The organism is Clostridium sp. Cult3 (assembly GCF_021655115.1).
Taxonomy (GTDB): domain Bacteria; phylum Bacillota; class Clostridia; order Tissierellales; family Tepidimicrobiaceae; genus PPXY01.
This window is the reverse complement of the sequence record NZ_PPXY01000069.1, coordinates 13258-28905: the sequence shown is the minus strand read 5'-3', so window position 1 is coordinate 28905 and position 15648 is coordinate 13258. Positions and strand designations below refer to the sequence as shown.

The 15648-nt window shown below is 32.3% G+C and carries 13 protein-coding genes; 12 read left to right on the top strand and 1 reads right to left on the bottom strand.

The genetic code is table 11. The features are described from left to right. Positions 1 to 191: 191 nt before the first annotated feature. The 8 genes from C3E88_RS12205 to C3E88_RS12170 all read left to right on the top strand — a co-directional run bounded on the left by C3E88_RS12205 (position 192) and on the right by C3E88_RS12170 (position 10047). Entirely contained in the window at positions 192 to 3665 is a 3474-nt protein-coding gene (locus tag C3E88_RS12205; RefSeq protein ID WP_236910465.1) for a DNA polymerase III subunit alpha, read from the top strand. Between the two features lie 103 nt (positions 3666 to 3768). Further along, entirely contained in the window at positions 3769 to 3963 is a 195-nt protein-coding gene (locus tag C3E88_RS12200) for a hypothetical protein (RefSeq protein WP_236910464.1), read from the top strand. 24 nt (positions 3964 to 3987) lie between these two features. Further along, positions 3988 to 4947: a 6-phosphofructokinase gene (pfkA, locus tag C3E88_RS12195; protein WP_236910463.1), complete on the top strand. Its 960-nt coding sequence runs from the start codon at positions 3988 to 3990 to the stop codon at positions 4945 to 4947. A 17-nt stretch (positions 4948 to 4964) separates the two neighbouring features. Then, on the top strand, positions 4965 to 6722 hold the full coding sequence (gene pyk, locus C3E88_RS12190) for a pyruvate kinase (protein ID WP_236910462.1): 1758 nt from the start codon (positions 4965 to 4967) through the stop codon (positions 6720 to 6722). A gap of 11 nt (positions 6723 to 6733) precedes the next feature. Continuing rightward, complete coding sequence (locus tag C3E88_RS12185; RefSeq protein WP_236910461.1) at positions 6734 to 7144, top strand: acyl-CoA thioesterase; 411 nt, start codon at positions 6734 to 6736, stop codon at positions 7142 to 7144. A 12-nt stretch (positions 7145 to 7156) separates the two neighbouring features. Beyond that, the gene (locus C3E88_RS12180; protein WP_236910460.1) at positions 7157 to 7549 is read left to right on the top strand and encodes an FxsA family protein; all 393 of its coding nucleotides are present in this window, start codon (positions 7157 to 7159) and stop codon (positions 7547 to 7549) included. A gap of 274 nt (positions 7550 to 7823) precedes the next feature. After that, a complete protein-coding gene (gene rlmD, locus C3E88_RS12175) occupies positions 7824 to 9191 on the top strand; it encodes a 23S rRNA (uracil(1939)-C(5))-methyltransferase RlmD (RefSeq protein ID WP_236910459.1) in 1368 nt (455 codons plus the stop codon). A 232-nt stretch (positions 9192 to 9423) separates the two neighbouring features. Continuing rightward, positions 9424 to 10047 carry an AAA family ATPase gene (locus C3E88_RS12170; protein WP_236910458.1) on the top strand — a complete coding sequence of 208 codons (624 nt, stop codon included), beginning with the start codon at positions 9424 to 9426 and terminating at the stop codon, positions 10045 to 10047. A gap of 348 nt (positions 10048 to 10395) precedes the next feature. On the opposite strand, the gene C3E88_RS12165 is transcribed toward C3E88_RS12170, so the two are convergent. After that, a complete protein-coding gene (locus C3E88_RS12165) occupies positions 10396 to 11340 on the bottom strand; it encodes a helix-turn-helix transcriptional regulator (RefSeq protein WP_236910457.1) in 945 nt (314 codons plus the stop codon). A gap of 76 nt (positions 11341 to 11416) precedes the next feature. Here C3E88_RS12165 and C3E88_RS12160 point away from each other — a divergent pair, with 76 nt between their 5' ends. The 4 genes from C3E88_RS12160 to C3E88_RS12150 all read left to right on the top strand — a co-directional run bounded on the left by C3E88_RS12160 (position 11417) and on the right by C3E88_RS12150 (position 15630). Further along, positions 11417 to 13672: an ATP-binding cassette domain-containing protein gene (locus C3E88_RS12160; protein ID WP_236910456.1), complete on the top strand. Its 2256-nt coding sequence runs from the start codon at positions 11417 to 11419 to the stop codon at positions 13670 to 13672. 156 nt (positions 13673 to 13828) lie between these two features. Beyond that, a complete protein-coding gene (locus C3E88_RS12375; RefSeq protein ID WP_272878549.1) occupies positions 13829 to 13963 on the top strand; it encodes a hypothetical protein in 135 nt (44 codons plus the stop codon). A gap of 220 nt (positions 13964 to 14183) precedes the next feature. After that, positions 14184 to 15104 carry a DUF6017 domain-containing protein gene (locus C3E88_RS12155; protein WP_236910455.1) on the top strand — a complete coding sequence of 307 codons (921 nt, stop codon included), beginning with the start codon at positions 14184 to 14186 and terminating at the stop codon, positions 15102 to 15104. Between the two features lie 43 nt (positions 15105 to 15147). Beyond that, positions 15148 to 15630, top strand: a complete 483-nt coding sequence (locus C3E88_RS12150; RefSeq protein WP_236910454.1) for a PcfB family protein — start codon at positions 15148 to 15150, stop codon at positions 15628 to 15630. The last annotated feature ends 18 nt before the right edge of the window (positions 15631 to 15648 follow it).

The following is a 15648-nucleotide window of genomic DNA, read 5'->3' as shown; positions in this document are numbered from 1 at the left end:
GTGCTATTTGCCAAATCTCGAATCGGAGATGCCGTTCTTTATAAATATGCCGGGGGCTACCACTAAAGTAATTTAGAATTAACGACACATAATTCATATATTGTTCACCAACTCCCACATAACTGGGAGTTTAAAAATTTTTTTATTGTGATAGAATTAATATATAAATATATTTTAGAAGGGGTTTTATAATGACTTATAAGGACAAATTTGTACATCTCCATGTCCATACAGAATATAGCCTACTAGATGGGTCCAGTAGAATTGAAGATCTATTAGATAGAACCAAGGAATTAGGAATGGATACCATAGCCATTACAGACCATGGATCTATGTTTGGTGTTATTAAATTTTATAAAGAAGCCCATCGTAGAGGGATTAAACCTATATTAGGTTCTGAAGTATATGTTGCCATAAATAAATATACGGAAAGGGAACCAAAGGATAAAAATCAATACCATTTGGTGCTTTTAGCGGAAAATGATATAGGCTATAGAAATCTTATGAACATAGTATCGGAAGGATATGTAAATGGATTTTATTATAAGCCTAGGGTAGACCATGATATATTAGCCCGATATAGCCAAGGCATAATAGCCTTGAGTGCATGTTTAGGAGGAGAGGTTCAAAGCCATCTCCTAAATAGAAATTACGACAAGGCTAAGGAAACAGCCATTAAGTATAATGAAATATTTGGGCAAGACAATTTCTTCCTAGAGATTCAAGACCATGGAATGGAAGAACAGAAATGGGTTAATCAACAGCTAATACAGATGAGCAAAGAAACAGGAATACCACTGGTGGCGACCAATGATGTCCATTATTTAAAAAGGGAAGATGCAATAGTTCACGATGTACTATTGTGTATCCAAACGGGCAAAACCATAGACGATACCGATAGGATGAAGTTTCCCACCGATCAGTTCTATTTAAAATCCTATGGCGAAATGAAAAGCATATTTAGCTCTACAGAAGAAGCACTGGAAAACACGGTAAAGATAGGGGAAAGATGTAATGTAAGCTTGGATTTTGATACCCTCCATCTACCAAAATATGAAATACCAGAAGGATATACCAATGTAGAGTATTTGGAAGAGTTATGTATGGAAGGGTTAAAGAGAAGATACAGGATCATTACCCCGGAAATAAAGGAAAGATTTGATTTTGAATTCAATACCATAGTTCAGATGGGATATACGGATTACTTCCTCATAGTTTGGGATTTTATAAGATTTGCTAAGGAAGAGGGGATTGAGGTAGGACCAGGAAGAGGTTCTGCTGCAGGAAGTATCGTATCCTATGCCTTAGGGATTATAGATATAGACCCATTGGAATATGATCTTTTATTTGAGAGGTTTTTAAACCCTGAAAGGGTATCTATGCCTGATATAGACATAGATTTTTGCTATGAGAGAAGAGAAGAGGTCATAGATTATGTAGTAGAAAAATATGGGGAAGATAGAGTAGCTCAGATTGCCACCTTTGGTACTATGGCTGCTCGAGGTGCCATACGCGATGTAGGTAGGGCTATTAATATGCCCTATGGGGAAGTGGATTATATAGCAAAGCAAATTCCAATGGAGTTGGGTATGACTATATCTAAAGCTTTAGATGTAAATAAAGGCCTTAGGGATATATATGAATCCAATGAAGAAGTAAAGCATTTAATAGATTTAGCCTTAGCTGTAGAAGGATTACCAAGGCATACCTCTACCCATGCAGCAGGTGTAGTAATATCCAAAGAACCTATAACTACCTATGTACCTTTGTCGAGAAATAATGATGCTATAACTACCCAGTTCAATATGGTGGAATTGGAGGAATTAGGACTTCTAAAGATGGATTTCTTAGGTCTTAGAACCCTTACAGTAATACGAGATGCAGTCCAATTGATTGAACAAAATCATGGTATAAATGTGGACTTTTCACAGTTTACTTATGACGATCCGAAGGTAATAGAGATGTTTGCAAAGGGAGAGACTTTAGGGATTTTTCAATTTGAAAGTGCTGGAATGAGACAATTCCTAAAGGAACTTAAGCCTAATATGTTTGAAAATTTAATAGCGGCCAATTCCTTGTTTAGGCCTGGCCCTATGAATCAAATTCCTCAATATATAGAAAACAAAAACAATCCTGATAATATAGAATATCTACATCCTAAGCTTAAACCTATTTTAGAAGTAACCTATGGATGTATTGTATACCAGGAGCAGGTCATGCAGATAGTAAGGGATATAGGCGGGTTTACCATGGGAGGAGCGGATTTAGTAAGACGTGCCATGGGTAAAAAGAAAATGGATGTAATGGAAAGGGAAAGACAAAGGTTTATATATGGGGAAACCGATGAGAAGGGTAATGTAATCATCAAAGGAGCCTTGCGAAACGGTGTAAATGAAAGAGATGCCAATAGAATATACGATTTGATGATAGACTTTGCAAAATATGCCTTCAACAAAAGCCATTCTGCAGCCTATGCAGTGGTAGCCTATAGGACAGCTTGGCTTAAACACTATTATCCAGTGGAGTTTATGGCAGCTCTTATTAGCAGCGTAATGGGAGATACTAATTCCGTATCCCTGTATATCCAAGAGTGCAAAAGACTAGGCATAGATATATTGCCTCCCGATATAAATGAAAGCTATAAGAAGTTTACCGTAGTAGATGGAAAGATAAGATTTGGTCTTATGGCAGTAAAAAATGTAGGGCAAAACTTTATTGAAACCATAATAAAAGCCAGAGAAGATGGACCTTTTAGTAGTTTTACTGATTTTTGTGAAAGGATGGAAAATATAGACTCTTCAGTGATGAACAAAAGGGCAGTGGAAAGCCTAATAAAATGTGGTGCCATGAATAGTTTAGGTGGAAACAGAGCCCAGCTTTTATCCATATTTGAAAGGGTAATGGATGGGATTCATGCAGATAAGAAGAGGAATATAGAAGGTCAATTTTCCATGTTTGAAACCATAGATACTAAGGTTTCAGAAGATGATCTGCCAGATTTAAAGGAGTTCAATCAAAAGACTCTTCTTACCATGGAAAAGGAGATGCTAGGCATATATATTAGTGGTCATCCTCTACAGCCTTATGAAGAGGAACTTAAGCAAATATCCACCATAAGCACTGCAGAACTATATGAAGCTCAAGAGGATATAGGAGAAGGATTAGGTGAGAATATAGATGGCAAACGGATAACCATTGGCGGTATAATAGCAGCTAAGAAAAATAAAATTACCAAGAATAACAATATGATGGCTTTTGTAACCTTAGAAGATCTATATGGTGCTGTAGAATGCATAGTATTCCCAGCAGCCTACGAAAGATATAGTAGGCTAATAGAAGAAGATAGCCTGGTGATCATTAAGGGAAAGATAAGCTTAACAGAAGAAGATGAACCTAAAATACTCTGTGAAAGCATAAGCAAGCTGAATACTTTTAAACAGGGAAAGGTGTATTTAAAAATTTCTAAGGGAAAATCTTTAAATACATTTGATTCTATAAAGAAAATACTTTCCCGATACAAGGGCCAAACTCCAGTATATGTATATATGGAGGAAGAAGGAAAGACGGTAATAGCCCAGAGAGATCTATGGGTAAATATTGAAGAGGAGTTATTGTTGGAAGAATTGATTCGAATGTTAGGAAAGAGCAATGTTAAAGTTTCCTAATAGGTTAGAATATATGAAAAAATATATTAATCTATGCTATAATGTAAAATAAAAGAATAAAGTATATTCCTTAACATCTATAAGATTAGGAGCGTGCTAAAAAATGTGGACTGCAGTCTATGTGGCCTCAGGTTTAGAACAAGCCACCGAAGTTGAAAAACAACTACAAGCGGAAGGATTTTTAGTAAAAAAACGGCTATTTGTTAAAGAAGAGGACGAGGAGCTATATGAGATACTAGCACCAGAATTTGAGGCAAAAGATATACAAGCAGTACTATATGATTTAGGAATAATATAATATTTCATAGTTAGGAGGAAAAATATGAATACTATTGGACTATTAACAAGTGGAGGAGATGCTCCAGGAATGAATGCAGCTATCAGGTCTGTAGTTAGATCTTCCATATTTAATGATGTAAAGATAATGGGCATAAAACAAGGCTATAATGGATTACTAAATGGAGAAATAGAAGAGATGAATCTATCTTCTGTGGCAGATATAATCCATAGGGGAGGCACTATGCTAAGGTCTGCTAGATGTGATGAATTTAAGACTGAAGAAGGTCTTAACAAAGCTTTAAATGTGATTAGAGTTTTTGGAATAGATGGTTTAGTAGTATTAGGTGGCGACGGAACCTTTAAAGGGGCCCAAAAACTGTATAATGCTGGCGTACCAGTATCCTGTATTCCTTGTACTATTGACAACGATATGGGATATACGGACTACACTATAGGTTTTATGACAGCAGTGGAAACAGCCGTAGATGCTATTGGCAAGATCAGGGATACCTCTACTTCCCATGGAAGGGCTAATATAGTAGAAGTAATGGGAAGGGGTTGCGGTGATATTGCCCTTTATTCCGGTATCGCCGGTGGTGCAGAAAGCATTATCGTTCCAGAAGTGGAATTTGATATAGACGAAGTTTGCAAAAGGGTAATACAAGGTAGAAATAGGGGCAAACTACATCATATTATAGCTTTAGCAGAAGGAGTAGGAAATGCCTATGAAGTAGCAGAGGAAATTGAAGCAAAAACTGGCACTGAAACCAGAGTTACCATATTAGGTCATATTCAAAGAGGTGGATCACCTACGGCCTTTGATAGGATAATGGCAAGTAAAATGGGAAATAAAGCCGTAGAGCTTTTGCTTAGTGGGAAATCTGGCAGGGCTTTAGGAACCAAATGTAATGAAATAATCGATATTAATTTAGATGAGGCGTTAAATACAGAGAAGAAGTTCGATTTAGAAATGTACAATATAGGAAAAATATTATCCATATAGAAGAGAGGGGTGGGATTGTGAAAAAAACAAAGATAGTATGTACTATAGGACCAGCATCAGAAAAGGAAGAAGTACTAAAGGAGTTATTTTTAAACGGTTTAAACGTTGCAAGACTTAATTTTTCTCATGGAACCCATGAAGAACATAAAGCAAAGATTGACACTATCAAAAAATTAAGAGAAGAAATGGATTTACCCATTGGAATAATGTTGGATACCAAGGGTCCTGAAATTAGAATAGGGACTTTTAATGTAGATGAAATAGAATTAAATGATGGGGATATATTCACACTGACTACAAAGGATATAGTAGGGGATAAAACTAAAGTCTATGTCTCCTATGAAGGATTGCCTAAGGATGTAAAAGAAGGCAATAGAATTTTAATAGATGATGGATTGGTGGAACTGGTAGTAGAGGAAATTGTAGACGAAACCGATATTAAGTGTAAGGTTTTGAACGGTGGGACATTAAAGGACCACAAGGGCGTAAATGTACCTAATGTATCTATCAACCTACCTCCTATAACTGAAAAGGACATTAATGATATCAAATTTGGAATAGAGAATGATATAGATTTCATAGCAGCATCTTTTATTAGGAAAGCCTCCGATGTATTGGAAATAAGAAAAATACTTGAAGAAAACAATGGTGAACATATTGAAATTATATCAAAAATAGAAAATCAAGAAGGGGTAGACAATATAGAAGAGATAATAGAAGCTTCTGATGGGATAATGGTTGCAAGAGGAGATCTAGGAGTAGAGATACAAACGGAAGAGATACCCCTTATACAAAAACGAATAATCAAGAAGTGTAATATAGCCGGAAAACCAGTAATTACAGCTACCCAAATGTTAGATTCAATGATAAGGAATCCAAGGCCTACAAGAGCTGAGGTAACAGATGTGGCCAATGCAATACTAGATGGCTCCGATGCCATAATGCTATCAGGGGAGACAGCCGCAGGAAAATATCCTCTAGAAGCTATAAAAACCATGTACAATATAGCAACCAAAACGGAAGAATCCATAGATTATATGGAAATATTAAAAGCAAAATCCATAGCAAAGGATGTTACTACAACCAATGCTATAAGCAAAGCAACCTGTACGACAGCGGAGGATCTAGAAGCATCAGCCATAATTACAGCTACATCTTCAGGCTATACTTCAAAGGCTATATCTCGGTTTAGGCCAAGAGCCCCTATTATAGCTGCCACTACTACTAAAAGAGTTATGAGAAAACTATCCTTGGTTTGGGGAGTTCATCCAGTACAATCTTTAAAGAGTAATATTACAGATGAAGTCATAGACAGATCTATCCATAGTGCTATGGAGAAAGGGTATATTAAAGAAGGGGATTTGATAGTAATAACAGCAGGAATTCCCGTAGGAGTGTCAGGAACTACCAACTTAATAAAGGTTCATACCGTTGGGAAAGTACTACTAAAAGGAGTAGGAATAGGCAAGAAATCTGCGTCAGGTAAGGTATGTATTGGTAGCAGTAGTAAGGAATTAGAAGAAAAATTTGAAGACGGGGATATACTGGTTAGCAAATTTACAGATAAGGATATGGTGAAGCTTATGGAAAAGGCATCGGCCATAATTGTAGAACAAGGAGGCCTAACTTCCCATGCAGCCATAGTAGGATTAAATTTAGGTAAACCCACTATCGTAGGTGCAATAAATGCTACAAATATACTGAAAGAAGGGGAAATAGTAACTGTAGATACAATTGCAGGACGTATATACAAGGGCGAAGCTAAAGTACTTTAGAGGTGGATATAATGGAATATATGACGGACATCAAGGTAAGATACAATGAAACCGACCAGATGGGAGTAGTATACCATGGAAATTATTTTGCGTGGTTTGATATAGGCAGGACGGGTTTTTTAGGCAGTATTGGCTTACCTTATTCCCAATTGGAAGACGATGGGGTACTATTACCTGTAATAGAGGCAAATTGTAAATATAAAAAACCTGCTAAATATGGAGATGAAATAATAATAATTGCAAAGTTGGCAAAACTAAAAGGAATAAGAATGCAATTTGATTATGAATTATACAGGAAGAAGGATAACACCTTATTAGCAGAAGGCTATACCCTCCATGCTTTTGTAGATAAGGACCTAAAACCTATGAATTTCAAGAAAAAATACAATGATATTTGGAAACTACTAAAGGAGTATGTATAGGGGGGAAAACCCATGAAAAAGCTTATTCCACTATGTATTTTAATGCCTATATTGGATCTATATATATTAGTCAAAGCCTCCCAATCCATGGGGTTTGGGACTACAGTACTATTGATTATATTGACAGGAATAGCAGGATATTATCTAGCTAAATCTGAAGGAAAATTAATCATAAGAAATATAAATAGAGAAATGTCCCAAGGCAATGTGCCTGGCGATGAACTATTGACGGGATTTTGTATATTATTAGGTGGATTCTTATTGCTATTACCAGGTATAGTTACAGATATAATAGGAATAACCATGGTATTGCCTGGTACTAGAGAATTTTATAAAGGATATATAAAAAGATGGCTGGAAAAGATGGTAGGCAGAGGGTATACAAGGATAATGATCCGATGGTAATATGTATATATTAGCAAAATATTGGATAAGATCTAAAAAAGGACAAGGCAACAATATTGGCCCCCGGCACTAACTTACGAACTTATTGGATTTTTATATAGGTAATAGGTTAATGCCGGGATAATTTTTTTAACGATTAAATATCCACCCCGGTAAATATCCACCCCCGGCACTAACTTACTAACATATTGAACAAATTTTAACCCATTACTCCCATTAGTCAGATTAAAAGTTAACCCAAAGGGCAATAACATCTTGAAAAGGAGAATAATTTATGAAATACTTCAAAATTGGTGGTGAATTAATACTAGATATTATAGATATAAATAGTGAAGGACAAGGAGTAGGAAAGTATGAAGGATTTACCTTATTTACCAATGGTGGGACTCTAGGGGATAAGGTCAAAGCAAAGGTTATAGAGATAAAAAAGAATTTTGGGATAGCTGATACCCTAGAGATATTGGAAAAATCACCCTATAGAGTTAAATCCGAGTGCCAATACTTTCCTCAATGTGATGGATGTCAGTTACATAATTTAAACTATGAAAAACAACTGGAATTAAAAAGGGATATGGTAAAAAACAATTTAAATAGGATTGGAAAGATTTCGGATGTATTGGTTAAGGATACTATAGGTATGGACTATGCATACAGATATAGAAATAAAGGAGAATTTAAAGTAGGAAAGGATTACAATATAGGTTATTTTAAAAGAGGGACCCATGATTTGATTCCTATAGATGAGTGTATAATCCAAGATAAAATAGCCGATGAAATAAATGCTTTGGTAAAAGAGTATATGAAAGAGTATGGTATAGAAGGTTACGATAATAGAACAAAAAAAGGTATAATAAAAAATTTAATTATTAGAACTACTAAGGATAACGAAGCCATGGTAGTAATAGTAACAAAGGGAGAAAAACTTCCCCATAAGGAGGGATTGATAGATATACTAACCGATGAAGATAGGCTTAAATCTGCTACAGTTGTTAGCATATATCAAAACATAAAGGAGAAAGATACCTCTGTGGTTTTAGGACATAAGGATATAAAGCTATACGGGGAGGATAGAATAGTAGATTATATAGGCGAATATAAATTTTTAATCTCTCCAAAGTCTTTTTTCCAAGTAAACCATATTCAAACGGAAATCCTATATGATAAAGTAGTCGAATACTTAGATTTAAAAGGCCATGAAACGGTGATAGATCTATATTGTGGTATAGGAACCATAGCCTTATATATTTCAAAATATGCTAATAAGGTATATGGAGTAGAAGTAGTAAGAGATGCCATAGAAGATGCAAATAATAATCTAAAGTTAAATCATGTAGATAATGTAGAATTTATTCGTGGGAAATCGGAAGATATATTACCGAAGGTAAACAAAAAAGGTATAAAAATAGACGCTTTAGTAGTAGATCCCCCAAGAAAAGGTCTGAATAAATCTTTGATAGATTCCATAGTAAAGGCCAACCCCCAAAAAATAGTATATGTATCCTGTAATCCTTCTACATTAGCTCGGGATTTAGGATATTTGATGGAGAAAGGATATGAGATAGAAGAAGTACAGCCAGTGGATATGTTTCCCATGAGTATGCATGTGGAGTGCATAGCGTTGATACAAAAGGAAATTATATAGAAATCCTGAGATTCAAGCTCTTTCATGACCATTTTGAGTTTGTAGAAGATGAGCATAATTTTAAGAAAAAAGTACTAAAAAAATATTTTAATGTTTCGGTGGTAGTTGACCTAGTTAGTGGAGACACAAAAAAATAAATTAAATAAATTCTATAGCAGGAATTTTTCTTTAAGATATTATATGTTATATAATAATAACAGAAGAGTTTAATTGGCTGAGTATTTGTAGGAAGATGATAAGTAAAGATATGCCAAAAGGAGGACATATAATGATTATTTGGTTAAATGGTGCATTTGGTTCTGGAAAAACTACATGTGCTTTTGAATTAAATAGAAGACTTCCTAATTCCTTTGTTTATGATCCTGAAAATGTAGGATATTTTATTGGTAAGAACATTCCAAAGGAGATTCAAAAGTCTGATTTTCAAGATTATGTACAATGGAGATTATTTAATTATGAAATATTAAAATATATTGCTACGAAATATTCAGGAATAATTATTGTACCAATGACAATTAATAAACAACAATATTATAGAGAAATAATTCAAAGGCTTAGAGATGATGGTATAATTCTAAATCATTATATTTTATATGCTGATAAAGAAACTATATTAAAACGATTAAACAAACGACTTGAACGTGGTGAAACTTGGGCAAAATCACAAGTTGATTGTTGTATTGAGGCCTTCAATACAACAATCACCGAAGAAAAAATCATAACAGACAATAGAAGTATTGACTATGTTGTTGAAGAAATTGCAAAAAGAAGTGAAGTAACCCTTTTGCCAGACAAAAGAACATTTTTGAAGAAAAGAATTGATAGAATAATAACCTTAATAAAACATATACGTTAATAAAGAAATTTTGTCAATTGCTACACTTCATTTTTCAAGTATGAAACATCTAAATATTAATAGACTTTATTTACTTTAAATAATTTAATAAGAAGAGCTAGCAGCAAGAATAAACCCTTGCTGTTTTTTCATGCCCAAAATCAATGAAGGGAGGTGATAATCATGGGTTACAATAATGATTATAATACAAGAGACAAAAAATGATAAGGAAAATATTTATTGTGCTGTAAAAGAAGTTTTCGAACGAGAAGGATTTTCTGATCATGATGTTTTTAGTATAAAATTACCACATGTACCAGCTATACTATTTTAAAGATAAATTGGATAGAAAGTATTTCAGTTTTTATCTTATTTAGATTTAATATCATATAGAATATACATACACATAATTTCCCTTTTTAAACTATTGATTAATTCCGAAGGTTCAATTACTTTTGCATTTGTCCCAAGCCTTAAGAGAAGTTTTGTATAAAAAGGAATTTCATTTGAACCGATTGTCTTTTTAAGTGTGTAACAATTATTATCAATGTATTCTAGATCATTTTGTAAAAAATAGATATCTTTACATTCTAAATAGGCAATTCTATTTAATTTTACATGCAATTCAATTGGATTGTTAATTGGATAGTTTGATAACCATTCTTTTAAAGACATGAGGTTTTCATAAGTATCCATGCTGTTTTTAAAATCTATTATTCTATCTACACGATACAACCTATATTCCATTAATTCTATATCAAGAGCAGGAGAATACCATTTGCCATTATATGCATAAACGCCTATTGGTACAATTTTCTTATCTGGTTTTGATTTGGGGGAATTATATTGAATCAGCACTATATTTTTATTTATTGCAGCAGATATTATTTCTTTTAAAAAAGGTGTATTATGTTTAAATTGATATTCATTAATTTGTAGGGTATTATCTAATTCCTTAAATTCCTTCAAAGTATCTTTAGGTAAAAGTGAATATATTTTTTCTTTAACTGAGCTAATACTTAAACTAAAAGGTAAATTATTATAATTTCCAAGATAATTAAATGAGAAAAGAATTGCAAATATCTCATCCTTTGAAAATAGTATAGGGGGATATACTTGATTATCTAGTACTTTATAACCTCCATTTCTGCCTTGCTTTGAGTATATAGGTATTCCAATATCTGAGAGATCAGTTATATATCTATGTGCCGTTCTTACTGATATATTAAACTCATTTGCAACATCTCTTGCTGTAAATTCTTTTTTGGAATTCACAAACCAAATTAAATCGAACAATAATGCAGTTTTATTCATATTTCCTCCTTAAAGTGACAGTTATTGTCATGTTTATATTATATACTTATTGTACTAGAAATTAAAGGGTGATGTTATGAAAGATAAAATTATAGTAAAAGGAGCAAAGGAAAAGAATTTAAAGAACATTGATGTATACATTCCAAAGAAAGAAATTACCGTAGTAGTTGGACCATCTGGATCAGGTAAATCTGCCTTAGTATTTTATACCATTGCAGCAGAATCACAAAGGCAGATGAATGAAAGTTACTCCAGTTTTATTAGAACTAGATTAGGAAAGTTTTCACAACCGAAATGTGATGAGATTAAAGGACTGTCACCATCGATTGTAATAAATCAAAAAAAGATTGGAGATAATAGCAGGTCTACAGTAGGAACAGTAACCGATATATATTCGAAACTTAGACTATTATTTTCTAGATTTGGAAAGCCCTTTGTAGGATATTCAGACAGTTTTTCTTTTAACAATCCTAAAGGTATGTGTGAAGTATGTGAGGGAATAGGCAAGATAAGGGACATTGATGTAGAACAGATTATAGATAAAAATAAATCACTAAATGAAGGAGCAATTTTATTTCCTACATTCCAAGTGGGAGGGTTTAGATGGAGTAGATATGTGGAATCTGGTTTGTTTGATAATGACAAAAAAATCAGTCATTACAATGAGAGGGAACTTTATCTGTTATTATATGCAGATGAAATAAAGTTGGAAAATCCAAGTGATAAATATCCAAAATCAGCAATTTATGATGGGCTAATACCAAGAATAAAAAAAGCTTTTTTTAAGAAGGATAGCAGGGAAGGTAGAATTCATAAACATGAGATAGATAAATATGCAAAAGAAATTATCTGTCCAAAATGTAAGGGGGGCAGATTAAAGGAAGGTATTTTAAAATGTAAAATAAATAATAAAAATATTTATGATTATTCTAGAATGAGTATAGAGAGTTTAATAATTGAACTAGAGAGTTTAAGTATAAAAAATGCAAAAGAATTGATAGATTCAATTTTAAAAGATTTATATAATTTTAGATTAGTTGGACTTGATTATTTAAATTTAAATAGAAATACTGGAAGTCTTTCAGGTGGAGAGTCACAAAGAATAAAAATTATAAAACAGCTTGGAAATAGTCTTGTAGATTTATTGTATATATTAGATGAGCCTAGTATAGGACTGCATCCAGAGGATATATTAAGGATAAATAGATTATTAATAGATTTAAAAAATAAAGGAAATACAATATTAATTGTTGAACATGATATTGATGTAATAAAAATTGCTGATAATATTATAGAATTAGGGCCAGAATCAGGGAAAAGAGGAGGAGAGTTAATTTTTTTAGGGAAATATAAAGATTTTTTAACTGCAGAAACATTGACATCAAAGGAGTTTAAAAAGAAAAATCGAATAAAAAAAGAAATAAAAATTTTTAAAGAATGGTTAGAAGTTAATGATGCAAATAAAAACAATTTAAAGAATATAGATTTGAAAATACCTAAAAATACAATTACTGTAGTAACTGGAGTTGCAGGGTCAGGGAAATCGTCATTGATGGACATTGAATTTAAAATAAGATATCCTGAAGCTATTTTTATTGACCAAAAAAAGATATATACAAATGTTAGATCAACAGTTTCAAGTTATATAGGAGTATTTGAGTATATTAGAAATATCTTTGCCGAAACAAATAATGTATCTCCATCATATTTTAGCTTTAACTCAAAAGGAGCTTGCCCAGAATGCAGGGGCAAAGGTTATATAAAATTAGACTTAGCTTTTATGGATGATATAGTTAGTGAATGTGAAGCGTGTAATGGGAAAAGGTACAATGTAAAGGCACTTAAATATAAGATAAATGGTTTGAATATAAGTCAAGTATTGGATTTATCAATTGAAGATGCTTTGAACTATTTTCAAGATTTTAATAATATTAATATAATATTACAGAGGTTAATAGATGTAGGAATTGGATATTTAACCTTAGGACAGAGTTTAGATACACTATCTGGAGGAGAACTGCAAAGATTAAAGTTATCTGTTAATTTAAATTCTGATAAAAATATTTATGTTTTTGATGAACCAACAACAGGGTTACATGCTAAGGATGTTTCTAGGTTGATAAAGATATTTAAAAAGTTGTCCCAAAATAACACAATAATAATTATTGAGCATAATCTAGAAATAATGAGTATAGCTGATTGGATTATAGATTTAGGACCATATGCTGGAGAAAAAGGTGGATATTTATTATATCAAGGAAGAATTGAAGGAATATTGAAATCTCAAAAATCAATTACGGGGAGGCATTTAAAGAAATATTTAGAGAAATAATTATTTTTTAAAATAAAGGATATAGAATGTATTAAACTATGGGTTAATCCATTCTATATAATATAACACATATTTCATCTATTCCTACTTTTGGGAACGTGCTATAATGTGATATAATAATGTAGAAGTTTATATGAAAAAAGAGGATGAATATAAATGAAGGAAGAATTTAAAAAATACCCATTTGATATAAAGAGTGAACACCAAGTGGAAATCCTAGTAAAGTATATGATTATACAAAAAGAATTGATAAAATATGTGAATGGGAAAGTATTTCATGGGAGCAATTAGCAAATGATGTTCAAAAATATTTAGAATAATATGAAATAGGTGGAATAAAAGAAAATTTAGGTAAGAAACCACATAATGCTGTAATTAATGCATTGAGAAGATTTTCAGAATTTGTAGCAGATTAATAACAAATTACAACTAAATAAAAATTTAATCCAACAGCAAGAATAAACCCTTGCTGTTTTTTTCATGCCCAAAATCAATGAAGGGAGGTGTAATCGTGGCGGAAATAAACTTTAACTATTACCATGGCAAAGAATCCGAGCAGTTTTCATTCTTTAGAATACCAAAGGTACTATATACAGATCCAATATTTAAAAACCTATCATCTGATGCTAAGGTACTTTATGGAATACTCCTAGATAGGATGGAACTATCAATGAAAAATGGTTGGGTGGATGAAAATAATAGAGTATATATTTATTTTACCATTGAAAACATTATGGAAGTCATGGGATGGGGGAATAAGAAATCAGTAAAGGTACTTTCGGAACTCGATACAGAAAAAGGTATTGGCCTTATAGAAAAGCAAAGACAGGGCCAGGGGAAACCCACCAAGATTTATGTAAAAAACTTTATTGTGGATAACTTTTCTAAAATGTCAAAAGGAAATTTTAAGAAGTGTCAAAAAGACAATTCAAGAAATGTAGAAAATACATCTCAAGAAATGTCAAAAGGACAAGGTAATAATACTAATATTAATAATACTGAATTTAGTGATACTAATCTAATCTTATCTATAGAAGAGAAAGAAAATAGTTCAGGATTTGATAGAAGCAAAATAAATAAGGCTGAGATGTATAGAGATATAATTTATAAGAATATTGAGTATGACCATTATAAAAGATATGGAAGATATTCAATAGATGATATTGAAAATATTGTAGAACTTATGGTAGATGTATGCGTTCAGGAAGGTGGCACAGTACCTATAAATGGGAATCAGATGCCTGTAGAAGTAGTAAAAAGTAGATTTTTAAAATTAAGATCAAGCCATTTAGAATATATTATGGATAGTCTTGACAGAAACCCAAGTGAGGTTAGAAATATTAGGAATTACTTGCTTACAACAATATATAATGCGGTAAATACCATGAGCCAATACTATAGAAGTCTAGTTAACTACAATGAAAATGGATGAATTGATTAGGGTAGTTTAAGAAAAAATGAAGGGAGGCATAAAATTGCAAGAAGAAGTTACTGAAAAATCAATTGCATTTGTAGCTAAGAATAATAAGATGACATTATCTGTCTTAAAGACATTGATTAGTGCCTATCTTAAAGAAAAGGAAAAGCAGAAAATATCTAAGGGACAAATCATTAAAAGAAAGAAAATATCTTTAAAAGAGTTATCTAAGAAGTATGATGGTCTTAAAAGCATTGAAATTAACGAAGATAATATAAAGGGATTTGAGAAAACTGCAAAAAAGTATGGAATAGAATATGCCTTAAAAAAGGATAAGACAACAGATCCACCAATATATATAGTCTTTTTCAAGGGTAAGGATACAGATATTTTAGATACAGCTTTTAGAGAATTTATTGGGAATGAAATGGATAAGGATAAAAGACCTTCTTTAAAACAGGCACTAAATAAGATGAAAGAAATATCTAAATCCTTGAATAAAGATAAGGTCAAAAAGAAACATCAGGAGCAAAGCCTATGAGTAAAATAATAGAAAATA

Bases quoted from the DNA above. Each gene is read 5' to 3' on its own strand.
- C3E88_RS12205 (WP_236910465.1), top strand. From the start codon at position 192: ATGACTTATAAGGACAAATTTGTACATCTCCATGTCCATACAGAATAT.
- C3E88_RS12200 (WP_236910464.1), top strand. From the start codon at position 3,769: ATGTGGACTGCAGTCTATGTGGCCTCAGGTTTAGAACAAGCCACCGAA.
- pfkA (WP_236910463.1), top strand. From the start codon at position 3,988: ATGAATACTATTGGACTATTAACAAGTGGAGGAGATGCTCCAGGAATG.
- C3E88_RS12185 (WP_236910461.1), top strand. From the start codon at position 6,734: ATGGAATATATGACGGACATCAAGGTAAGATACAATGAAACCGACCAG.
- C3E88_RS12180 (WP_236910460.1), top strand. From the start codon at position 7,157: ATGAAAAAGCTTATTCCACTATGTATTTTAATGCCTATATTGGATCTA.
- rlmD (WP_236910459.1), top strand. From the start codon at position 7,824: ATGAAATACTTCAAAATTGGTGGTGAATTAATACTAGATATTATAGAT.
- C3E88_RS12170 (WP_236910458.1), top strand. From the start codon at position 9,424: ATGATAAGTAAAGATATGCCAAAAGGAGGACATATAATGATTATTTGG.
- C3E88_RS12165 (WP_236910457.1), bottom strand. From the start codon at position 11,340: ATGAATAAAACTGCATTATTGTTCGATTTAATTTGGTTTGTGAATTCC.
- C3E88_RS12160 (WP_236910456.1), top strand. From the start codon at position 11,417: ATGAAAGATAAAATTATAGTAAAAGGAGCAAAGGAAAAGAATTTAAAG.
- C3E88_RS12375 (WP_272878549.1), top strand. From the start codon at position 13,829: ATGAAGGAAGAATTTAAAAAATACCCATTTGATATAAAGAGTGAACAC.